The 25,108-nt window shown below is 75.0% G+C and carries 1 protein-coding gene and 2 pseudogenes; all 3 read right to left on the bottom strand.

Annotated elements, in window-relative coordinates:
• Positions 1–26: 26 nt before the first annotated feature.
• The gene (locus tag AB5J73_RS01750) at positions 27–14,696 is read right to left on the bottom strand and encodes an SDR family NAD(P)-dependent oxidoreductase (RefSeq protein WP_370967404.1); all 14,670 of its coding nucleotides are present in this window, start codon (positions 14,694–14,696) and stop codon (positions 27–29) included.
• 2 nt (positions 14,697–14,698) lie between these two features.
• Positions 14,699–25,036, bottom strand: a pseudogene (locus tag AB5J73_RS01755) (type I polyketide synthase); the annotation flags it as partial.
• Positions 25,028–25,078, bottom strand: a pseudogene (locus tag AB5J73_RS01760) (polyketide synthase docking domain-containing protein); the annotation flags it as partial. The pseudogenes AB5J73_RS01760 and AB5J73_RS01755, both read right to left, overlap by 9 nt.
• Positions 25,079–25,108 lie beyond the last annotated feature (30 nt).

Genomic DNA, 25,108 nt, shown 5'->3' on the forward strand with positions numbered 1-25,108 from the left:
GGTCGGTCTCCGCGGTTTCGTTCTGGTCAGGGAAGATCGAGGGCCAGGGAGACGAGGTCGTCCACGTCCATGGCGTCGATCGAGGCTTCGGCGGGTTCGGCGGGTCCGGCGTCCGGGTCGGCGAGCCGCAGCAGCGCGTCGAGCAGCCCGGCTTCCCGCAGCCGGTCCACCGGGATCGCCGCGAGCACGGCGGCGAGGTCGGGCTCGGCGGGTTCGACGTGCAGCTCGGCTTCCAGGTGCGTGGCGAGCGCGGTCGCGTCCGGGTAGCTGAACACCAGCGTCGGTGGCAGCCGCAGACCGGTTTCGGCGCCGATCCGGTTGCGCAGCTCGACCGCGGTGAGCGAGTCGAAGCCGAGGTCGCGGAACGCCTGCCGGGCCGGGACGGCGTCCGGGTCGGCGTGCCCGAGCACGGCCGCCACGTGCGCGCGGACGAACCCGACGAGCACCTCGAGCCGGCCGGCTTCGGGCACCGCGGCCAGGCGTTCGCGCAGCCGCGCGGGTGCGGCCGTGCGGGCCGGGGCCCGGACGAGACCCCGCAGCAGCGCGGGCACTTCGCCGCGCACCGTGAGGTCGAGCCGCATCGGGACCAGCGTCGCGCCGCCGTCCGCGCGGGCCGCGTCGAGCAGCGCCAAACCGTCCTCGGTGGACAGTGCGGTGACGCCGCCCCGGCGTTCGCCGTCGCCCATGCCGTCGGCCCACAGGCCCCACGCGAGGGACTGCGCCGGCAGGCCCGCCGCGCGGCGGTGGGCGGCGAGCGCGTCGAGGAACGCGTTCGCGGCCGCGTAGTTGGCCTGCCCGGGCGTGCCGAGGGTGCCCGCGGCCGAGGAGAACAGGACGAACTCCGTGACGTCGCCGGCCAGCTCGTGCAGGTGCCAGGCGGCGTCGGCCTTGGCCTGCAGGACGGTCTCGACCTGCTTCGGTGTGAGGGTCTCGACGACGCCGTCGGCGAGCACCCCGGCGGCGTGCACGACCGCCGTGACGGGGTGCTCCGCGAACAGCGCGGCCACCGCGTCCCGGTCGGCGAGGTCGCACGCGGCGAGCGTGACGTCCGCGCCGAGTTCGCGCAGCTCAGCGGCCAGTTCGCCGGCTCCCGGCGCGGCCTCGCCGCGGCGGCTCACCAGCACCAGGTGCCCGGCACCCCGCGTGGCCAGGTGGCGGGCGACGGCGGCGCCGAGCGCCCCCGTCCCGCCGGTGACCAGCACCTTCCCCGCGACGGCCGGGGCCTCACCGTCCGTCGGACGAACCCGGGCCAGCCGTGGCACCAGGAGAGCGCCGTCGCGGAGCGCCGCCTGCGGTTCCCCGGTCAGTACCGGCACGGCGGCCGGGCCGTCGAGGTCGAGCAGCGCGAACCGGTCCGGGTGCTCGGCCTGCGCGGAGCGGAGCAGGCCCCACACCGCGGCCGCGGCCAGGTCCCACACGTCCTCGCCGGGCCGCGTGGCGACCGCGCCCCGGGTCACGACGACCAGCCGCGGCCCGTCCCCGGCCACCCACTCCCGCACGGTGGCCAGCACGCTCGTGACGGTCTCCCGCACCGCTTCCGGAACCGCACCCGCGGCCCGCGGCACGGGCAGGTACGCCACCTCGGCCGAATCCCGCGCCACGACTTCGGCGCCGGACTGCTCCAGCGCGGTGACCAGGCCGGGGTCGTCGCCGAGCACCGCACAGCGCGTGAGCGGCGTGCCGGTGGCCGGGACCCAGTCCACGCGGAACATCGCGTCGCGAACCCCGAGTCCTTCGGCCGAGAACGGCCGCAGGGCCAGCGCGTCGACGACGCCCACCGGCGCACCCGTCCCGTCGGCCAGCGCGAGCGCGAACCCTTCGGGCACCGGGGTCAGCCGGACCCGCAGGCTCGTCGCCCCGGTCGCCGCGAGGTGCACGCCGGTCCACGCGAAGGGCAGCTGAGCCGTGCCGTCGCCGCGCAGCGCCGCCGTGTGCAGGGCCGCGTCGAACAGCGCCGGGTGCAGCAGGAACCCCGCCGGGACGTCGGACAGCCCGACCTCGGCGAACAGTTCTTCGTCATGCACCCACGCGGCCCGCAGGCCCTGGAACGCCGGCCCGTAACCGAATCCGGCCTCGGCGAACCGCGGGTAGACGTCGCCGACCGCGACCGGCTCGGCGCCGGCGGGCGGCCATTCGGTCAAGGCCACCACGGGCTTCGCGCCTTCGGCGACCGTGCCTTCCGCGTGCCGGGTCCACGGCTCGGTGGCGTCCCGGCGGGCGTGGACCCGCACCGGCCGCGCCCCGGCTTCCGGGGCGCCGACCGTGACCTGCACTTGAACGCCCTGGTCCGGCACCACGAGCGGCGCTTCGAGGGTCAGTTCCGTGACGACGGCGCAGCCGGCTTCGGCCGCGGTGCGCAGGACGAGCTCCAGCAGCGCGGTGCCCGGCAGCAGCGTGGTCCCGCCGACGGTGTGGTCGGCCAGCCACGGGTGCGTCCGCGGCGACAGCCGGGCCGTGCCGAGGACGCCGTCCTCCTCCGCCAGCGGCACGATCGCCGCCAGCAGCGGGTGACCGGTCGCGGCCAGGCCCGCCGAAGCGACGTCGCCGGACGGCGCGGCGGCCAGCCAGAACCGCTCCCGCTGGAAGGCGTAGGACGGCAGGGCGACGTGCCCGCCGCCGGGCCCGAAGCCGGCGGCCCAGTCGACCGCGCGGCCCCGGACGTACCGCCGGGCCAGCGCGGTGAGCAGCGTCTCCACCTCCGGGTGACCGGCCCGCATCGCCGGAACGGCCTCGCCGTCGTCGACCAGCGCGGTCAGCACGCCGTCCGGGCCCAGCTCCAGGAAGTCCGTGGCACCGGTGGCGCGCAGGGCGTCGTGGAACCGGACCGGCTCGCGGACCTGACGAACCCAGTGCTCGGCCGTGGTCGGATCGCCATCTTCCACGGTGGACACGATCGGGATCACCGGCTCGGCGAAAGTCAGTCCCTCGACGACCGCGCGGAGCTCGTCGAGCATCGGCTCCATCAGCGCGGAGTGGAACGCGTGACTCGTGTTGAGCCGCTTGGTCGTGGCGAACGCCGCCGCGTACTCGGTCACCGCGGCTTCCTCGCCGGACAGCACGACCGAGTCCGGGCCGTTCACCGCCGCCAGGGAAACACCTTCCGGCAGCTGAAGGTCCTCTTCGGACGCCTGCACCGCGATCATCACGCCACCGGCGGGCAGCGCCTGCATCAACCGGCCCCGCGCCGCGACCAGGGTGGCCGCGTCTTCCAGGGTGAGAATCCCGGCGACGTGCGCGGCCGCGATCTCCCCGACCGAATGCCCCACGACGACGTCGGGCCGGACGCCCCACGCTTCCAGTAGCCGGAACAGCGCGACTTCGAGCGCGAAGATCGCCTGCTGCGCGAACTCGGTCTCGGACGAGCCGAGGAAGTCGCCGAGCCGCGGGTCGAGGTGCGCGCAGACCGCGTCGAACGCGTCCGCGTACACCGGGAACGCCTCGTACAGCTCACGACCCATGCCCGGCCGTTGCGAACCCTGGCCGGTGAACAGGAACGCGGTCCGGCCGTCCGGCACCACGGAACCGGTGACGACACCGGGTTCGCCGCGCCCGAGCGCGGCCAGCCCGGCCGGGACGTCACCGACGACGACCGCCCGGTGGGCGTGCTGCGCCCGCGTGGTGACCAGCGCGTGCGCCACCGCCGGGAGCGGGTGGCCGGCCAGGTGCGCCCGCAGCCGCGTCGCCTGCTCGCGCAGGGCGGCCGGCGACTTGGCGGTGAGCACGACCGGCGGGCACGGGTGCACCGGGACTTCCACCTCGGCCGGCGCCGGGCCGGCTTCGAGGATGACGTGGGCGTTGGTGCCGCTGATCCCGAACGACGACACCGCCGCGCGCCGGATCCCGGCGGGCCACTCGACCGGCTCGGTGAGGAGCCGGACGGCACCGGTGGTCCAGTCGACGTGCGGGGTCGGCTCGTCGACGTGCAGCGTCTTCGGGAGCACTCCGTGGCGCAGCGCCTGGACCATCTTGATCACGCCGGCGACGCCCGCGGCGGCCTGCGTGTGCCCGAGGTTGGACTTGATCGAGCCGAGCCACAGCGGCGTTTCCCGCTCCTGGCCGTAGGTGGCGAGCACCGCCTGGGCTTCGATGGGGTCGCCGAGCCGGGTACCGGTGCCGTGCGCCTCCACAACGTCCACATCGGACGGTGCCAGTCCCGCCGCCGCCAGCGCGGCACGGATCACCCGCTGCTGCGACGGCCCGTTCGGCGCGGTCAAGCCGTTGGACGCACCATCGGAGTTGACCGCGGAGCCGCGGACCACCGCGAGCACCTGGTGGCCGTTGCGCTGCGCGTCGGACAGGCGTTCCAGGACGAGCACGCCGACCCCCTCCGACCAGCCGGTGCCGTCGGCGGCCGCCGCGAAGGGCTTGCAGCGGCCGTCGGGCGCCAGCCCGCGCTGGCGGCTGAACTCGACGAACGTCGCCGGGGTCGCCATCACCGTGACACCCCCGGCCAGCGCCAGCGAACACTCCCCGGACCGCAGCGCCTGCGCGGCGAGGTGAAGCGTGACCAGCGACGACGAGCACGCCGTGTCCACGGTCACCGCCGGGCCTTCGAGGCCGAACGAGTAGGCGACGCGTCCGGAAAGGACACTGCCGGAGTTGCCGATCCCGACGAACCCTTCGACGCCCTCGGGCACGCTGGTCAGGCGGGCGCCGTAGTCGTGGTACATCTGGCCGGCGAACACCCCGGTGCGGCTGCCGCGCAGCGCGCCCGGGTCGATCCCGGCGCTCTCGAACGCTTCCCACGACGTCTCCAGCAGCAACCGCTGCTGCGGGTCCATGGCGAGGGCTTCGCGGGGACTGATCCCGAAGAACGCCGCGTCGAATTCCGCGGCGTCGTAGAGGAAGCCGCCCTCGCGGGTGTAGGTCGTGCCCGTGCGCTCGGGGTCGGGGTCGTATTCGACGTCCCAGCCGCGGTCGGCCGGGAACTCCCCGATGCCGTCGCGGCCGTCGAGGACCAGCCGCCAGAGGTCGTCCGGCGAACCGATGCCGCCGGGGTAGCGGCAGCTCATGCCGACGATCGCGACGGGCTCGTCGACCGCCGCGACCACCGGGGCGGCCGCGTCGGCGCGTACCCCGGTCAGCTCGGCTTCGAGGTGCTCCGCCAGCGCGGCGGGGGTGGCGTAGTCGAACACGACGGTCGCGGCGAGCCGGAGCCCGGTGACGGTGTCGAGCCGGTTGCGCAGTTCGACCGCGGTCAGCGAGTCGAAGCCCAGGTCGGAGAACGCCTGGCCGGGTTCGACGGCGGCGGCCGACGCGTGCCCGAGCACGGCGGCGGCCTCGGCGCGGACGACTTCGAGGAGGTTGTCCGTGCGGGGTGCCGAAGTGGCCCGCCGGACCGGGACCCGGACGAGCCCCCGCAGGATCGGCGGGAGGTGCTCGCCCTGGGCGCGCAGGCCGGCGTGGTCGAGCAGGACCGGCCACAGCACGGGTTCCGCGTGCGCGAACGTCGTGTCGAACAGGGCCAGGCCGGTCTCGGTGTCGATCGGGCGCAGGCCGCTGCGTTCGATGCGGCGGCGTTCGGCCGCGGCGAGCTCGGCGGCCATGCCCCCGTCCAGCCACGGTCCCCAGGCCAGTGACCGGCCGGGCAGGCCGTGCGCCGCGCGGTGGGCGGCGAGCGCGTCGAGGTAGGCGTTCGCGGCCGCGTACCCGGCCTGCCCGGCGCTGCCGAACGCGCCGGCGACCGAGGAGAAGAGCACCAGGTGCGCGCCGGGGACGAGCTCGTGCAGGTGCCGGGCGGCGTCGGCCTTCGGGCCGAGCACGGCGGCGAGGCGGGCCGCGTCCTGGGCGTCGAGGAGACCGTCGTCGAGGACACCGGCGGCGTGCACGACCGCGGTCGGCGTCAGTCCGCTCAGCAGGTCGGCCAGCGCGTCGCGGTCGGCGACGTCGCACGCGGCGACGGTGACCTTCGCGCCGGCGGCTTCCAGCTCGGCGGCGAGGTCCTTCGCCCCGGGCGCGTCGAGACCGCGGCGCGAAGTGAGCACGAGGTGCCCCGTCCCCTGCTCCGCGAGCCGCCGCGCGACGGCCGCGCCGAGCGCACCGGTACCCCCGGTGACCAGGACGGTCCCGTGCGGATCGGCGATCGTCACGGGGTCACCGGCGACGTCGGCGCGGGCCAGCCGCGGTACGAGGACGCGCCCGTTCCGGACGGCGGCTTCGGGCTCGTCGGGCAACGCGGGGAGGTCGTCGTCGGGCCCGAGATCGGCCAGCACGAACCGGCCCGGGTGCTCCTGCTGCGCGGTCCGCAGCAAGCCGCGGGCGGCAGCGGCGGCGAGGTCGGTGACGTCCTCCCCCGGCCGCGTCGCCACGGCCCCGCGGGTGACGACGACCAGCCGGGCCGCGGCGGACCGCTCGTCGGCGAGCCAGTTCCGTACCAGCTCGAGGGCGTTCGTCACCGCTTCGGCCAGCCCACAGGGTTCCCATTCGACGGCGACGACGGGCACCGGCGCGACGGCGTCGGCCGGCACCCAGTCGAGGCGGTACAGCGACTGCGCGGGGGTGACCTGCGCCGCGGACACCGGGCGCAGCGCGAGCGAACGCACGCTCGCCACCGCCCGCCCGGTTTCGTCGGCGAGGGTCAGCGCGACCGCGTCCTGGCCCGCGCGCCGGATGCGGACCCGCAGGGCGGCCGCGCCGGACGCCGTCAGCGAGACGCCCGTCCAGGAGAACGGCAGGTGCGGGCCGTCGACGAAGCCGCCGAGGCCGAGCCCGTGCAGGGCGGCGTCGAGCAGGGCCGGGTGCAGGCCGTACTCCTCCGGCGCGTAGCCCGCGGGCAGCGCGACCTCGGCGTACACCGTCTCGCCGTCCCGCCAAGCGGCCCGCAGGCCCTGGAACGCGGGCCCGTAGCCGAAGCCCTGCTCGGCGGCGCGGTCGTAGAGGTCGTCCACGGCCACCGCGCCCGAGGGCGGCCACTCGGTGAGGTCTTCCGCTTCGGGGGCCGCCTCGCTCACCTTTCCGGTGGCGTGCAGGGTCCAGGTGTCCGCATCGGACGGTCGCGAGTGGATGGTCACCGCTCGATCGGCGCCGACCGCCACGCGCAGGGCGACGTCGCCGCGCAGGACGAGCGGCGCGCCCAGCGTCAGTTCCTCGACGACCGGGCAGCCCAGTTCCGCGCCCGCGCGCAACGCCAGCTCGGCGAACGCCGCGCCCGGCAGCAGCGGCGTGCCCAGCACCTCGTGCTCGGCCAGCCACGGCGTGCTCCGGGCCGACAGCGAGCCGGTGAACACCGTCCCCGCGTCCGGCAGCTCCACGGCCGCCCCCAGCAGCGGGTGGCCGGGTGCGGACTGCCCGAGCGCCGTCACGTCGCCGGCGGCGGGACCCGCGTCGAGCCAGTACCGGTTGTGTTCGAAGGCGTAGCCGGGCAGCTCGACCGGTGTCGCCTCGGCGAACACCGCCGACCAGCGCGGCGAAACCCCGCGCACGTGCAGCCGCGCCAAGGCGGTCAGCGCGGTCCGCACTTCGCCATGGCCTTTACGCAGCACCGGGATGGCGCCGTCGACCATCGCGCTCAGGACGGCGTCCGGACCGATCTCGACGAAGGTGCTCGCGTTCGTGGCCTTGACCGCGTCCGCGAACCGGACACACTCCCGCACCTGACGGACCCAGTAGTCCGGACCACTTTCCACAGTGGACACCCACGGAATGACCGGCTCGGCGACAGTGAGCCCGTCGATCGCGGCCGCGAACTCCACCAGCATCGGCTCCATCAACGCCGAATGGAACGCATGACTCGTATTGAGCCGCTTGGTCTTCTCGAATTTGGCCGCGTACTCGGTGACCGCGGCTTCCACACCCGACAACACCACCGAATCCGGCCCATTCACCGCCGCCAGCGAAACACCCTCCGGCAGGTGAATGTCCTGTTCGGACGCCTGAACCGCGACCATCACGCCACCCTCGGGCAACGCCTGCATCAACCGCCCCCGCGCCGCGACCAACGTGGCCGCGTCCTCGAGACTCAGCACCCCGGCCACGTGCGCCGCCGCGATCTCCCCCACCGAGTGCCCCACCACGACATCGGGCCGCAGGCCCCACGACTCCAGCAGGCGGGACAACGCCACCTCCACCGCGAAGATCCCCTGCTGCGCGAGATCGGTGTCCGGCGCTCCCGAGAGTTCCTTGACCCGCGGGTCCAAGTACGCACAAGCCGCGTCGAACGCCGCCGCGTACACCGGGAACGCCTCGTACAACTCCCGGCCCATCCCCGCGCGCTGCGAACCCTGCCCGGTGAACAGGAACGCGACCTTGCCGCTCACGGGCTGTCCGACGTGGACACCCGGCGCGGACGATCCCGCCGCCACGGCTTCGAGACCGCGCAGCAGCTCGGCCCGGTCCGCACCGACGACGGCGGCCCGGTGCTCCAGCACCGCGCGTCCGGTGGCCAACGTCCGGCCCACGGCCTCGACCGGCTGTTCCGGCGCGGCGAGCAACCGCCGCGCCTGCTCACGAAGAGCGGACGGCGACTTGGCCGAAAGCACCCACGGCACCGCGGTCCCCGAGCGCCCCAATGTGGCGTTGGGTGCGCTGGACGCACCCAATGTGGCGTTCGGTGCGTCTGACGCACCGAACGCCACATTGGGGCGCTCCGGCTCCTCCAGGATCACGTGGGCGTTGGTGCCGCTGATCCCGAACGACGACACCCCGGCTCGCCGGGGCCGGCCGGACGCGGGCCACGGGACGGCTTCGGTGAGCAGCCGGACTTCGCCGCCGGTCCAGTCGACGTGCGGGGTGGGCTCGTCGACGTGCAGCGTCTTCGGCAGCATGCCGTGCCGGAGGGCCTGCACCACCTTGATGACGCCGGCGACCCCCGCGGCCGCCTGGGTGTGGCCGAGGTTCGACTTGATCGACCCGAGCCACAGCGGCTCGGCGCGGTCCTGCCCATAGGTGGCCAGTACCGCCTGAGCCTCGATCGGGTCGCCGAGGCGGGTACCCGTGCCGTGCGCCTCGACGGCGTCCACATCGGACGGCGTCAGGCCCGCGGTCGCCAGCGCGGCCCGGATCACCCGCTGCTGCGACGGCCCGTTCGGCGCGGTCAGGCCGTTCGACGCGCCATCGGAGTTGACCGCCGAACCGCGGACCACGGCGAGCACGCGGTGCCCGTTGCGCCGCGCGTCGGACAGGCGTTCCAGGACGAGCACGCCGGCGCCTTCACCCCACCCGGTGCCGTCGGCCGCGGCGGCGAACGACTTGCAGCGGCCGTCGGGTGCCAGCCCGCGCTGCCGCGAGAACTCGACGAACGTCGCCGGCGTCGCCATCACCGTCACCCCGCCGGCCAGCGCCAGCGAACACTCACCCGACCGCAGCGCCTGCCCGGCCAGGTGCAGCGCCACCAGCGACGACGAACACGCCGTGTCGACCGTGACCGCCGGGCCTTCCAGGCCGAACGAGTAGGCGATCCGTCCGGAAAGGACACTGCCGGAGTTCCCGATCCCCAGAAAACCCTCGACGTCCGCCGGCGCGGTCGTCAGCCGGGCGCCGTAGTCGTGGTACATCAAGCCGGCGAAGACGCCGGTCCGGCTGCCCCGCAGCGAATCCGGCGCGATGCCCGCGTGCTCGAACGCCTCCCACGACGTCTCCAGCAGCAACCGCTGCTGCGGGTCCATCGCCAGTGCCTCGCGCGGCGAGATCCCGAAGAACGCCGCGTCGAACTCCGCCGCGTCGTAGAGGAAGCCGCCCTCACGGGTGGTGGTCGTGCCCGGGCGCTCCGGGTCGGTGCTGTGTTCGACGGTCCAGCCGCGGTCGTCCGGGAACTCGCCGATGCCGTCGCGGCCCTCCGCGACCAGCCGCCACAGGTCGTCCGGCGAGCCGACGCCGCCGGGGTACCGGCAGCTCATGCCCACGATCGCGATGGGCTCGTCGGCGCGGACGACGGTCGCCTCGACTTCGGACACCGAGGTGCCCAGCAGCTCCGCACCGAGGTGCGCGGCCAGCGCGTCCGCGCCGGGGTGGTCGAAGACGAGCGTCGACGACAGCCGGAGCCCGGTCGCCTCGGCGAGCCGGTTGCGCAGCTCGACCGCGGTCAGGGAGTCGAACCCGAGATCGCCGAACGCCCGCGTGGCGTCGACGCGGGCCCCCGGTTCGTGCCCGAGCACGGCCGCGGCTTCGGTCCGGACCAAGTCCAGCAGCAGCGTCTCCCGCTCGGCCGCGGGCGCGGCGGCCAGCCGGTCGCCGAACGACGAAACCGGGCGGGCGCGCCGGGCCGGGGTGCGCACGAGGCCGCGCAGCAACGCCGGCACCGGACCACCGCGGAAGGCGGCGAGGTCGAGCCGCACGGGCAGGCTGACCGCCCGGTCCGCCGCCAGCGCGGCGTCGAACAGCGCCAGACCGTCCTCGACGGACAATCCGTCGCGGCCGGCGGCCATCCCGGTTTCCCAGGCGCCCCAGGCGATCGAGCGGCCCGGCAGTCCCACGGCCCGGCGGTGGGCCGCCAGCGCGTCCAGGTAGGCGTTGGCGGCGGCGTAGTTCGCCTGCCCGGCCGCGCCGAAAACACCCGCGACCGAAGAGAACAGAACCAAGTGCGCATCGGGGACGAGTTCGTGCAGCAGCCAGGCCGCGTCCACCTTCGGCCGCAGCACGGCTTCGAACCGTTCCGGGGTGAGCGAAGTGAGGACACCGTCGTCGAGCACCCCGGCCGCGTGCACGACCGCGTCGAGGCCGGGCAGCGAGCCGAGCAGCGCCGAAACGACGTCCCGGTCGGTGCAGTCGCAGGCCACGACCTCGGCACCCAGCTCGGTGAGGGCCGCCGCCCCGGGGGCGTCCGGACCGCGGCGACCGGCGACGACGACCCGGCCGGTCCCGCGCTCGAGGAGGTGCCGGGCGAGCGCGGTGCCGAGCGCGCCGGTACCACCCGTGATGAGAACTGTTTCCCACGACGGGAATTCGGCCGCCGGAGCGGTGGCGCGGGTCAGGCGGGGCACGAACACCCGGCCGGCGCGCACCGCGAACTGCGGTTCCCCGGCCGGGAAGCGGGTGAGCCCGTCGACGTCGTCGGTGTCCACCAGCACGAACCGGCCGGGGTGCTCGGCCTGCGCCGCCCGGACCAGGCCCCACACGGCCGAGCCCGCGAGATCGGTGAACTCGTCCATGACCGCGCCGCGCGTCACCACGACCAAGCGCTCGTCGGGCGCGTGCTCCGCGGCGAGCCAGTCCTGCAGCCCGGCGAGGACGCGGGTGGTCGAAGCGTGCACCGCGGCGGGGTCCGTACCGCCGTCGACGGTCAGGACCACCGTCCGGATGTCCTCGGCCGTCCCACCCGGCGGCAGCTGCGGCCAGTCGACGGCGAAGAGCGACTGCCGCGGCACCGCCACCGGCCGCACGGTCAGCGCCTCGACCGCGACGACCGGTTCCCCGGCTTCGTCGGTCGCCACCAGGGTGATCGTTTCGGGACCGGTGGCGGACAGCCGGACGCGCAGGGCCGAGCGGCCGCGCGCGGCCACCGTCACCCCGGCCCAGCTGAACGGCACCCGGCCCGCGCCGGTGTCCGGGAGGACGCCGAGCGCCATCGCGTGCAGCGCGCAGTCGAGCAACGCCGGGTGCAGCGCGAACTTCCCCGCGTTGTCCAGCGGTAGTTCCACTTCGGCGAAGACGTCGCCGCCACGCCGCCAAGCCGCGCGCAGGCCCTGGAACGCCGGGCCGTAGCCGAACCCGCGGTCGCCGAACCGGGCGTAGAGGTCGTCGACCTCGACGGGTTCGGCGTCCGCCGGCGGCCACTCGACCGGTCCGGCCGCGAGCCGGTTCCCGCTGGTCAGCACGCCGGTGGCGTGCCGGGTCCACGGCTCGTCGAACGCCGAACCGGCCGGGCGCGAGTAGATCTGCAGGGTGCGGGTGGCGCTGACGGTGATCTGGACCTCGACCCCGCCGTCCGGGAGGGCGAGCGGCGCTTCGAGGGTGAGTTCGCCGATGCCGTCGCAGCCCGCCTGCTCGGCCGCGCGCACCGCGAGCTCCACGAACGCCGTGCCCGGCACCAGCGTCGAGCCGAGCACCACGTGGTCGGCGAGCCACGGGTGCGACCGCGCCGAAAGGAGTCCGGTGCAGAGGAAGCCGTCGCCGTCGGCCAGCGCCAGCGCGGCCCCCAGCAGCGGGTGGTCGGGGTGGGTGAGCCCGGCGGCGGTGACGTCCCCGGTCGCGGCCGGCGCGGCCAGCCAGAACCGCTCGTGCTCGAACGGGTAGTGCGGCAGCGAAAGGCGTCGCGCGCCGCCGAAGAACGCCGGCCAGTCGACGGCCGTGCCGCGGACGTGCAGGGTGCTCAGGCCGCGGATCAGCGTGTCGGCCTCGGGCCGGTCGGCGCGCAGCAGCGGGACGGCGCCGTCGGTGAGCGGGGCGAGGACCGCGGCCGGGCCCAGCTCGGCGAAGACGGTGACGCCCTGGGCGCGCAGCCGCTCGACGCCGTCGTGGAACCGGACCGGCTGCCGGACCTGGCGGACCCAGTAGCCCGCGTCCCACGGCGCGTCGTCCGCCACAGTGGACACCAGCGGGATCGCCGGCGCGGCGTACGAGAGCCGGTCGAGGACCGTGCGGAACTCGGCGAGCATCGGCTCCATCAGCGCCGAGTGGAAGGCGTGGCTGGTCTTGAGCCGCTTGGTCTTCGCGAACTTCGCCGCGAACTCGGCGACCGCGGATTCTTCACCGGACAGCACCACCGAGTCCGGGCCGTTGACCGCGGCCAGCGAAACACCCTCCGGCAGCTGGATGTCCTTTTCGGACGCCTGGACGGCGATCATCGCGCCGCCTTCCGGCAGGGCCTGCATCAGCCGGCCCCGCGCGGCCACGAGCGTGCACGCGTCTTCGAGGGAGAGCACGCCGGCGACGTGCGCGGCCGCGATCTCGCCGACCGAGTGGCCGAGGAGCAGGTCGGGCCGAACGCCCCAGGACTCCAGCAGCCGGTACAGCGCGACTTCGAGCGCGAAGATGGCCTGTTGGGCAATCTCCGTCTCCGCCGAGCCCGACAGTTCCCGCACGCGAGGGTCGAGGTGGGCGCACACGGCGTCGAACGCGGCTGCGTAGGCCGGGAAAGCCTCGTACAGCTCACGGCCCATCCCGGCCCGCTGCGAACCCTGCCCGGTGAACAGGAACGCGGTCTTGCCGCCGGGTTCGCCCTGGATGACGTCGAACTCCCGCAACGCGCTCAGCAGCGCGTCCCGGTCCTCGGCGACGACGACGGCGCGGTGGTCCAGTCCGCCCCGGGTGGCCAGCGCGGCCGCCAGCTCCGGCAGCGCCGCGGCCACAGTGGACAGCCGCCTGGCCTGCTCCCGCAACGCGGACGCGGTCCGCGCGGACAGCAGCACCGGCGTGACCGGCAGTTTCGTCAGCGCCGCCGGTTCGGTTTCCGGGGCCTGCTCCAGGATCACGTGGGCGTTCGTGCCGCTCATCCCGAACGACGACACGCCCGCGCGGCGCGGCCGCCCGGTCTCGGGCCACGGCTGGGCCTCGGTGAGCAGCCGGACGTTCCCCGCCGCCCAGTCGACGTGCGGCGTCGGCTCGTCGACGTGCAGCGTCTTCGGCAGCACGCCGTGGCGCAGGGCCTGGATCACCTTGATCACGCCGCCGACCCCGGCGGCGGACTGGGCGTGCCCGATGTTCGACTTCAGCGACCCCAGCCACAGCGGGTGCGGCCGGTCGCGGCCGTAGGTGGCCAGCACGGCCTGCGCCTCGATCGGGTCGCCCAGCCGGGTGCCGGTGCCGTGCGCCTCGACGGCGTCCACATCGGACGGGGCGAGCCGGGCCCCGGCCAGCGCGTCGCGGATCACCCGCTGCTGCGAAGGACCGTTGGGGGCGGTGAGGCCGCTGCTCGCGCCGTCCTGGTTGACCGCGGAACCGCGGACCACGGCGAGGACGTCGCGGCCGTTGCGGCGGGCGTCGGACAGCCGCTCCAGCAGGAGCAGGCCGACGCCTTCGGCCCAGCCGGTGCCGTCCGCGGCGGCGGCGAAGGACTTGCAGCGCCCGTCCGCGGCCAGCCCGCGCTGGCGGCTGAACTCGACGAACAGCGTCGGCGACGCCAGCACCATGACGCCGCCGGCGAGCGCGAGCGAGCACTCGCCGGCACGCAGGGCCTGCGCGGCGAGGTGCAGCGCGACCAGCGACGACGAGCACGCCGTGTCGACCGTGACCGCCGGGCCTTCCAGACCGAACTGGTAGGCGAGCCTGCCGGAGATCACGCTGCCCGCGTTGCCGGTCAGCAGGTGGCCTTCGAGCCCTTCGGGGGCGACGGACCAGCCGCTGCCGTAGCCGGACGAGGACGCGCCGACGAACACGCCGGTGCGGCCGCCGCGCAGGCCGGCCGGGTCGACGCCGGCGTCTTCGAACAGCGCCCACGCCGATTCGAGCAGGACGCGCTGCTGCGGGTCCATCGCGAGGGCGGCCCGCGGCGAGATGCCGAAGAAGTCCGCGTCGAACCCGGCGACGTCGTCGAGAAAGCCGCCGGTGGCGGCGGTACTCGTGCCGCGACCGTCCGGATCGGACAGTGCGGCGAGGTCCCAGCCGCGGTCGGTGGGGAACGGCGTGACGGCGTCGCGGCCGTCCCGCACGAGGTCCCACAGGTCGTCGGGCGACGCCACGCCGCCGGGGTACCGGCAGCTCATGCCGACGACGGCGATCGGCTCGGGTTCGCCGGATTCGACCTCCTGCAGGCGCGTGCGCGTCTGCTGCAGCTCGGCGGTCACCCGCCGGAGGTACTCGACCAGCCGGTCCTCGTTGGACACCGTCAGCTCCCCAGTGCGTTGTCGATGAAGTCGAAGAGGTCGTCCGCGGACGCCGTGGCGAGGCGGTCCGGGACGGTGGCGGCCCGCGCGGTGCCGGACCACTTGGCCAGCAGCGTCCGGAGCCTGCCGTGCACGGCCGCCAGGCCGGCGTCGTCGAGCTCGGCGGCCAGCAGCCGCGCCTCCAGGCCGTCCACTTCGGACAGCAGGCGGTCCGCGTCCGGCTCGGCGCCGGTCAACTGGCCGCGCAGGTGCGCCGCGAGCTCGGCGGGTGACGCGTGGTCGAAGACCAGCGTCGACGGCAGCCGCAACCCGGTCGCGGTGGCGAGCCGGTTGCGCAGCTCGACCGCGGTCAGCGAGTCGAACCCGACGTCCAGGAACCCGCGGCCGGGGTCGACGCCGGTGGCGTCGGCGTGCCCGAGCACGGCGGCCATCGCCTCGCGGACCAGGTCGAGCACGACCCCGTCCTGCTCGGCCGGTGTCCGCCCGTGCAGCCGCCGCACCAGCCCGGCGGCGTCGGACGGCATCGCCGTGCGCCGCGGCCGCGCCCGGACGAGCCCGCGCAGCAGCGGCGGGACGTCGTCGCCGCGCAGGGCCGCCGGGTCGAGCCGCATCGGGACGAGCAGGCTCGCCGCGTCGCCGGCCGCCGCGTCGAACAGGCTCAAGCCGTCCTCCGTGGACAGTGGCAGCAGTCCGGACCGGCTCATCCGCTGCCGGTCGGTCTCGGCGAGCTCGCCCGCCATACCGGTTTCCCAAGCGCCCCAGGCGATCGAGACGGCGGGCAGTCCCGCGGCCCGGCGGTGCGCCGCCAGCGCGTCGAGGTAGGAGTTGGCGGCCGCGTACCCGCCCTGGCCGGCGGTGCCCGCGAGCCCGGACACCGAGGAGAACAGCACGAAGGCGGCGAGGTCGGCGTCGCGGGTCAGCTCGTGCAGGTGCCGCGCGCCGTCGGCCTTGGGTGCCAGGACTTCGGCGAGATCGTCCTCGGTGAGCCGGTCGACGGTGGCGTCGGCCAGCACCCCGGCGGCGTGCACGACCGCGGTGAGCGGCAGCGCCTCGACCAGCTCGGCCACGGCATCCCGATCAGCGACGTCGCAGGCGGCGACCGTCACCTCGGGCAGCTCGGCCACGAGCTCCTTCGCACCGGGCGCCTCGATCCCGCGCCGCCCGGCGAGCACGACGTGCTTGGCGCCGTTGCGGACGAGGTGCCGGGCCAGCGCGGCCCCGAGCGCGCCGGTGCCGCCGGTGATCAGGATCGCGCCGTCCGGGTCGAGGGCGCGCGGGACGGTCAGGGCGAGCTTCCCGACGTGCTTCGCCTGGCTCAGGTAACGCAGGGCGTCCGGGGCGTGCCGGACGTCCCACGCGCGCACCGGCAGCGGCCGCAGGTGACCGGCCGCGAACAGCTCGAGGACCTCGGTGAACATCCGGCCGAGCCGCTCTGCTCCGGCTTCGGCGAGGTCGAAGGCCCGGTAGCCGGGCGCCTCGCGGAGGTCGGTCTTGCCCATCTCGAGGAACCGGCCGCCGTCGGCGAGGAGCCTCTGGGAGGCGTCGATGAACTCGCCGGTCAGCGAGTTGAGGACGACGTCCACCCGGGGGAAGCGCTCGGCGAACTCCAGGGTGCGCGAAGAAGCCAGGTGGGCGGAGTCGAGGTCGACGGCGGCGTGCTTGCCGGGACTGGCGGTGCCGTACACCTCGGCCCCGAGGTACCGCGCCACCTGCACGGCGGCCATCCCGACCCCACCGGCGGCCGCGTGCACGAGCACGGACTCACCGGGCTTGAGCTCGGCGAGCTCGACGAGCCCGTAGTAGGCGGTGAGGAAGGCGACAGGAGTGGTCGCGGCCTGGGCGACCGTCCACCCGGCGGGAACCGGCTTGAGGAGTCGGTGGTCGGTGGTCGCGTGGGTGGCGAAGGTGCCGGGGAAGAGACCGAAGACGCGATCACCGGGGCGGAAGGCGGTGACGCCGGGCCCGATGTGGGTGACGACGCCGGCGGCTTCCTGCCCGAGCGGGACGGGCCCGCCTGGGTACCGGCCGAGGACGTTGAGGAGATCCCGGAAGTTGACACCCGCGGCCCGGACGGCGACGCGCACTTCACCGGGAGCGAGCGGGCGACGCGAAGTGGCATCGCCATCCACGGCGAGCGAGCCCGCCGCTTCGGCCTCGGCACCAAGCGACGATGCCGAGCCACCCGAGGCGGCATCGCCATCCACGGCGAGCGAGCCCGCGGGCCCGGCCACCGCACCCGCGCCGAGAGGCGCGGACGAGCGCCGCAAGTCCGCATCCTCGCCCGCGGCGAGCGAGACCGCCGCGAGGCCGTCCACCGTGCCGGGCTCGGTCACCACCAGCTGCCACTCACCCTCTGGCAGCTCGATCCCGCCCAGCGTTCCGCGTGCGATGCGGGGCACCAGGATCCGGCCCGCGCGCACCGCCAGCTCCGGCTCGCCCTCGGGCAACGCCGGCGCCGGAGCGCCCTCGTCCAGGTCCACCAAGCGGAAGCGGCCCGGGTGCTCCGAGCGCGCCGCCCGGACCAGGCCCCACGCCGCCGCCGCTCCGAGGTCCGGTACGTCGTCGCCGTCGGCTGCGGCCACCGCTCCGCGGGTCACGAACACCAGCTCGCCGTCGCGGTCGGCGGACAGCCACGAGTGGATCGCCGCGAGCACGGCCGACGTCGTCGTGTGGACGTCCGCGGTCTCGACCGGCAGGTACACCGCGTCGCCCGCCACCGGGCCGGGCTCGGCCTCCCGCCACTCCAGGCGGAACAGCGCGTCGCCGATCTGCGGGAGCACCGGGCGCAGCACCAGCGACGCCACCGTCAGCACCGGACAGCCCTCGCCGTCGGCGACGGTCAGGGACACCGTTCCCGGCTCGATCGGCGTCAGCCGCACCCGCAGCGACGCCGCGCCCGAGCTGTGGCGCGTCACGCCGGACCACGTGAACGGGAGGCGGCCCTGGCCGTCATCCGGGAGGAGGTCGCCCAAGCCGAGGCCGTGCAGCGCCGCGTCCAGGAGGGCCGGGTGCAGGCCGAACCGGCCGGCGGTGTCGTGGTCGGCGGCCGGCAGGGCCACCTCGGCGAACACCGATCCCTCGTGGAGCCACGCCGCCCGCAGGCCCTGGAACGACGGCCCGTACGTGAAGCCGCGGTCTTCGAAGCCCTGGTACAGGTCCGTCACGTCCACTTCGGACGCTCCAGCCGGCGGCCACTCGCCGAGGTCCTCCGCCGCCACCTGCGCGTCGGACAGGACGCCGGTCGCGTGCCGCGTCCACTCGCCGGTGTCGTCGCGTCGCGAGTGGACGGTGACCGACCGGCGCCCGGCGTCGGCCGCGCCGATCGCCACCTGGACGCGGGCCGGTTCCGTCAGCGCGAGCGGCGCCGCGATCGTCAGCTCCTCCACCGTTTCGCACCCGGCTTCGGCGCCCGCGCGCAGGACGAGCTCGACGAACGCCGTGCCGGGCAGGATGACCGTGCCGTGCACGGCGTGACCGGCCAGCCACGGCGACTTCCGGGTCGACAGGACGCCGGTCAGCACCCGGCCGCCGGATTCGGGCAGCTCCACCGCCGCGCTGAGCAGGGGGTGGCCGAGGGAGTCGGGTTCGCCGGCCGAGTCCAGCCAGAACCGCTCGTGCTGGAACGCGTACGTCGGCACGTCCGTGCGGATCGGGCCGGCGCCGAACACCCGCGCCCAGTCGACGGCGAGGTGCGCCGCCGCGGCGAGGACGCCGGTCTCTTCCGGCCGGCCGGCGGCGAGGGTGGGAATCGCCCCGTCGACCATCGGGGTCAGCACCGCGTCCGGGCCCAGCTCGACGAACCGGGTGATGCCCGCGGCCCGCAGCCGCTCGACGGCCTCGGCGAACCGGACCGGCTCCCGCACCTGCCGCACCCAGTACTCCGGCGTCACCGCGGACCCGTCCACAGTGGACAAAAAACGCATCGACGGCTCGGCGCAGGCGATCCCGTCGATCGCCGCCGCGAACTCCGCCAGCATCGGCTCCATCAACGCCGAATGGAACGCGTGACTCGTGCTGAGCCGCTTGGTCTTCGCGAACTTCGCGGCATACTCGGTCACCGCGGCTTCGACCCCGGACAGCACCACCGAATCCGGCCCGTTCACCGCGGCCAGGGAAACACCGGGAGGAAGTTCGATGTCCGCTTCGGACGCCTGGACCGCGATCATCACGCCACCCGGGGGCAATGCCTGCATCAGCCGGCCGCGCGCCGAGACCAGTGCGCAAGCGTCCTCGAGCGACAGGATCCCGGCGACGTGCGCCGCCGCGATCTCCCCCACCGAATGGCCCACCACGGCATCCGGCCGGACACCCCACGACTCCAGGAGCCGGAACAGCGCCACTTCCACCGCGAAGATGCCCTGCTGCGCGAACTCGGTCTCGGGCGAGCCGAGGAAGTCACCGAGCCGCGGATCCAGGTGCGCGCACACCGCGTCGAACGCCGCCGCGTAGACCGGGAAGGCCGCGTACAGCTCCTGCCCCATCCCGACGCGCTGGGAACCCTGACCGGAGAACAGGAACGCGACCTCGCCGGAAGACCCGGGCCGCACCACCTCGGCGACGGCGCGGCCCTCGGCGAGCCCGGTCAGCCCGCGCCGCACCCCCTCGGCGTCGGCGGCGAGCACGACGGCCCGGCACTCGAGGGACGCCCGGCCCGTGGCCAGCGTCCGCGCCGTCCCGACGAGGTCGGGCCCGGTCTCGAGGAACTCCAGCAGCCGCGCCGCCTGCGCCCGCAGCCCGTCCTCGGTCCGCGCGGAAACCAGCCACGGCACCATGCCACCGGAAAACGTCTCGGCCGGCGCGACCGCGGCGGGTGCCTCCTCCAGGACGATGTGCGCGTTGGTCCCGCTGATCCCGAACGACGACACCCCGGCCCGCCGCGGCCGGCCGGACGCGGGCCAGCCGACGGACTCCGTCAGCAGCCGCACCGAACCGGCCGACCAGTCGACCTGGGCCGACGGCTCGTCGACGTGCAACGTCCTGGGCAGCACCCCGTGCCGCAGCGCCTCGACGACCTTGATCACGCCGGCGACCCCCGCGGCCGCCTGCGTGTGCCCGAGGTTCGACTTCACCGAACCCAGCCACAGCGGCTCCGCCCGGTCCTGCCCGTAGGTGGCCAGAAGTGCCTGCGCCTCGATGGGATCGCCCAGGCGGGTACCCGTCCCGTGCGCCTCGACGACGTCCACATCGGACGCCGACAGGCCCGCGGTCGCCAGCGCGGCCCGGATCACCCGTTGCTGCGACGGCCCGTTCGGCGCCGTCAACCCGTTCGACGCGCCGTCCTGGTTCACCGCCGAACCGCGCAGCACGGCGAGCACCGGGTGGCCGAGCCGCTGGGCGTCGGACAGGCGTTCCACCAGCAGGAGCCCGGCGCCTTCGCCCCACGCCGTGCCGTCGGCGGCCGACGCGAACGGCTTGCAGCGGCCGTCGGCGGCCAGGCCGCGCTGCCGCGAGAACTCGACGAACCCGATCGGCGTGGACATCACCGTCACCCCGCCGGCCAGCGCCAGCGAACACTCACCCGCGCGCAGGGCCTGCGCCGCCAGGTGCAGCGCCACCAGCGACGACGAACACGCCGTGTCCACGGTGACCGCCGGGCCCTCCAGCCCCAGCGCGTACGCCACGCGGCCGGAGAACACGCTCGCCGAGCTGCCGGTGCCGAGGTAACCCTCGACCTGGTCGCGGGCGTTCATCAGCAGGGTGCTGTAGTCCTGGCCGTTGGTGCCGGCGAACACGCCGACGCGGCTGCCGCGCAGCGCCGCCGGGTCGAGCCCGGCGCGTTCGAACACCTCCCACGCCGTCTCCAGCAGCAACCGCTGCTGCGGGTCCATCGCGAGGGCCTCGCGCGGGCTGATCCCGAAGAACGCCGCGTCGAAGCCGGTCACGTCGTCCACGAAGGACCCGTGCCGGACGTAGGACCGGCCCGGGGTCTCCGGGTCGGGGTCGTACACGGCGTCGACGTCCCAGCCGCGGTCGGCCGGGAACGGCGCGACCGTGTCACGACCGGCCGCCAGGAGTTCCCAGAGGTCTTCCGGTGAACCGACGCCGCCGGGGAACCGGCAGCTCATCGCCACGATCGCGATCGGCTCGTCGGCCGCCCCGCGCTCCACGACGGAGGTGCTCGCCGCCGCGGCACCGAAGTGCGACGCGAGGTGGCCGGCCAGCGCGGCCGGGCTCGGGTGGTCGAAGACGAGCGTGGCGGGCAGCTTCAGGCCGACCGCGGCGCCGAGCCTGTTGCGCAGTTCCACCGCGGTCAGCGAGTCGAACCCCAGGTCGCGCAGGGCGCGGGCCGGCTCGATCCGGTCCGGCTCGGCGAACCCGAGCACGGCGGCGATCTGCGTGCGCACGATCGCCAGCAGCCGCCGGTCCCGCTCCCCCGGCGCCAGGTCCGCGAGACCGGGTTCGACGGTCTCGGTACCGGTGCGCGGGAGCAGGTCGGCGAGCAGCCGGCCGGGCTCCTGCGCGGCCGTCCAGTCGACGTCGGCGACGACGACGGCCGTGTCGTCGAGGTCGAGGACGCGCTGCAGGCCGTCGAGGGCCAGCTCCGGCGGCATCGGCGGTACCCCGCGCTGCCGCAGCCGTGTCTCGAGGCCGCCGTCGGCCATCCCGCCGCCCGCCCAGTGGCCCCAGCCGATCGACGTCGCCGGCAGCCCGAGGCCGCGGCGGTAGCGCGCGAACGCGTCGAGGAAAGCGTTGCCCGGCGCGTAGTTCCCCTGGCCCGCGCCGCCGTAGGTCCCGGCGAGCGACGAGAACAGCACGAACGCGTCGAGGTCGAGGTCGCGCGTCAGCTCGTGCAGCGCGATGGCGGCCTCGGCCTTGACCCGCAGCACGCGGCCGGCCTGGTCGAGGGTGAGCTCGTCGAGCACGGCGTCGTCCAGCACGGCGGCGGTGTGGACCACCGCGCGCAGCGGCGCGTCCGCGGGCAGGGCGTCGAGCAGCGCACCGAGCGCGGTGCGGTCGGCCGCGTCGCACGCGGCGACGGTGACCCGCGCCCCGAGGCCGGTGAGTTCGGCTTCCAGTTCGGCAGCCCCTTCGGCATCGCGGCCGCCGCGGCTGACCAGCAGCAGGTGCGGGGCGCCCAGGGCGGCCAGCCGGCGGGCGACGTGGGCGCCGAGCGCGCCCGTGCCGCCGGTGATCAGCGTGGTGCCGCCCGGGCGCCAGGTGCGCCGGGCGGTCGTGGCGGCGGGCCGGGTGAGCCGGCGGGCGAAGACGCCGTCGGACCGGACGGCGAGTTCGTCCTCGATGCCGGTCAAGGCGCCGAGGAACAGCTCGACGGTGGCGTCGTCCGCGTCGGCGGGCAGGTCGGCGACACCGCCCCAGCGGCCCGGCTGCTCCTGGCGGACGACCTGGCCGAGGCCCCAGACGAGGGCCTGCTCCGGGTCGGTGACCGGGTCCGCGGCCCCGGTCGAGACGGCGCCGCGGGTGACCATCCACAAGGGAACGTCGGCGCGGACCAGTGCCAGCGCGGCGGCGAACCCGGCGGGAACGTCGGGGTGCCCCGGCGTCCGTCCGGCCGGGGCGACGGCGATGACGCCTCGCACACCAGTGGTGTCACCGAGTTCCGTCGTGCGGACGACCTCCGCGCCGTGGCGAGCCAGGGCCTGGGCGATGCGGTCGGCGAGGTCGTCTTCCGGACCACACACGACCCAGGTGCCGTCCACAGTGGACGTCTCGGCGGGGACGAGCCGCCAGGTGACTTCGTAGCGCAGGTCGTCGACGGCCGTGCGGCGGCGCGGGGCCGCGGGCTCGGACCAGTAGCGATCGCGCTGGAACGGATACGTGGGCAGGGTGACGCGGCGGGTGCCGGTGCCCGCGAACAGCCCGGCCCAGTCGACGTCGGCACCGCGGGCGAACGCCTCGCCCAGCGAGGCGAAGAGCCTGGTCAGGCCGCCGTCGTCACGGCGCAGGGTGCCGACCGCGGCGGCGGCCGCCCCCGCCTGGTCGATGGTCTCTTCGACGCCGACGGTGAGCACCGGGTGGGCACTGCACTCGACGAAGACGGTCGCCCGCAGCCCGAGCAGGGTCGAAACGGCCTGGTCGAACCGGACGGGTTCCCGCAGGTTGCGGTACCAGTAGGCGGCGTCCAGGGAAGCGGTGTCGAGCACCTCGCCCGTCACCGCGGACACGAACGGGATCCGGCCCGAACGCGGTTTCACCTCGGCCAGGGCGGACGCCAGCTCGTCGGCGAGGAGTTCCACCTGCGCGGAGTGGGACGCGTAGTCGACGGCGATCCGCCGCGCCCGCACGTCCACCGAAGCCAGCAACTCGTCGAGCGCCGCGGCCTCCCCCGACACCACGACCGACGACGGGCCGTTCACCGCGGCGACCGAAATCCGCCCGTCCCACGGCGCGATCAGCTCACGAGCCCGCTCGGCCGACGTGCCCAGCGACACCATCCCGCCCAGTCCGGACAGCCGCAGGATCGCCTTGCTCCGCAGGGCGACCACCCGCGCACCATCCTCAAGGGACAGTCCACCCGCGACCACCGCGGCCGCGATCTCACCCTGCGAATGACCCACCACGGCGGCGGGCTCGACCCCGTACGACCGCCACACCTCGGCCAGCGAGACCATCACCGCCCACAGCACCGGCTGCACGACGTCGACCCGCTCCAGATCACCGTCGAGCGCGTCCAGGAGCTTCCAGTCCACAAAGGGCTCCAGCGCCGCCGCGCACTCCGCCATCCGCGCCGCGAAAACCGGCGAAGTTTCGAGCAGCTCCCGGCCCATCCCGGTCCACTGCGAACCCTGACCCGGGAACACGAAGACGACGTCACCCGGGTTGGCCGGCTCGCTCACACCGTCGGCGACGGCGTCGAGCCCGGCCGCGTCGAGGACGACCGCCCGGTGTTCACGCACCGACCGCGTGGTGGCCAGCGCGCGGCCGACGTCGACCGGGTCGTCAGTGCAGGAACGCAGGGCCCGTGCGAGGTCACGCAGGGCCGGGCCGGTCTTGGCCGAGAGCACCCACGGCACCACGGGCAGCGGCGCCGACGGCTCGTCCGCCTCGGCCGGGACCGCCTCGACGATCACGTGCGCGTTGGTGCCGCTGACCCCGAACGACGACACCCCGGCCCGCCGCGGCGCGCCGGTGTCCGGCCACGGCACGGCTTCGGTGAGCAGCCGGACCGGCCCGGCCGACCAGTCCACGTGCGACGACGGCGCGTCGACGTGCAAGGTCCGGGGCAGCACGCCGTGGCGCATCGCCTCGATCACCTTGATCACGCCGCCGACCCCGGCGGCGGCCTGCGTGTGGCCGATGTTGGACTTCAGGGAGCCCAGCCACAGCGGCCGGTCCCGGTCCTGGCCGTACGTCGCCAGCAGCGCCTCGGCCTCGATCGGGTCGCCCAGCGTCGTGCCGGTGCCGTGCGCTTCGACGACGTCCACATCGGACGGTGCCAGCCGCGCGTTCGCCAGCGCGGCCCGGATCACCCGCTGCTGCGAAGGACCGTTCGGCGCGGTGAGGCCGTTGGACGCGCCGTCGGAGTTGACCGCCGAGCCGCGCAGCACCGCGAGCACCGGGTGGCCGTGGCGGCGCGCGTCGGAAAGCCGTTCCAGCACGAGCATCCCGACGCCCTCGCCCCAGGCGGTGCCGTCGGCGGCTTCGGCGAACGCCTTGCAGCGGCCGTCGGCGGCGAGCCCGTTCTGCTGGCTGAACTCGACGAACCCCTCGGGCGTGGTCATCACGGTGACCCCGCCGGCGAGGGCGAGCGTGCACTCGCCGGCGCGCAGGGCCTGCGCGGCGAGGTGCATGGCGACCAGCGACGACGAGCACGCCGTGTCGACGGTCAGCGCCGGGCCTTCGAGGCCGAAGGTGTAGGCGATCCGGCCGGAGAAGACGCTGGCCGCGCTGCCGGTCAGGAGGTACCCGGACAGGGCCTCGATCTGCTCTTCGGACGGCCCGGAGATCTGGGCCATGCCCCCGACGAACACGCCGGTGCGGCTGCCGCGGAGGTCGTCGACCGGCAGCCCGGCGCGCTCGAACGCCTCGTGCGCGACTTCGAGGAGCAGCCGCTGCTGCGGGTCCATGGCGACGGCTTCGCGCGGCGAGATGCCGAAGAACTCGGGGTCGAAGTCGGCGGCTTCGGGCAGGAACCCGCCCTCACGGACATAGCTGTGCCCGGGCTTCGGGTCCCCGGGCCGGTAGAGCCGCGCGGTGTCCCAGCCGCGGTCGGCGGGGAAGCCGGCGATCGCGTCGGTCCCCGCGGCGACCAGGTCCCACAGCCGTTCGGGCGTGTTCGCCCCGCCGGGGTAGCGGCAGGCCGTGCCGACGATCGCGATCGGCTCGCCCGCCTTCTCCTCGGCTTCGCGCAGCCGCGCCCGGACGTCGTGCAGGTCGGCCGTGACGCGCTTGAGGAAGTAGCGGAGCTTGTCTTCACTCGACATGGGTGGTCCTCGGGGAACAGGGGGTCAAGG

The sequence above is a fragment of the Amycolatopsis sp. cg9 genome (assembly GCF_041346945.1).
GTDB lineage: Bacteria > Actinomycetota > Actinomycetes > Mycobacteriales > Pseudonocardiaceae > Amycolatopsis.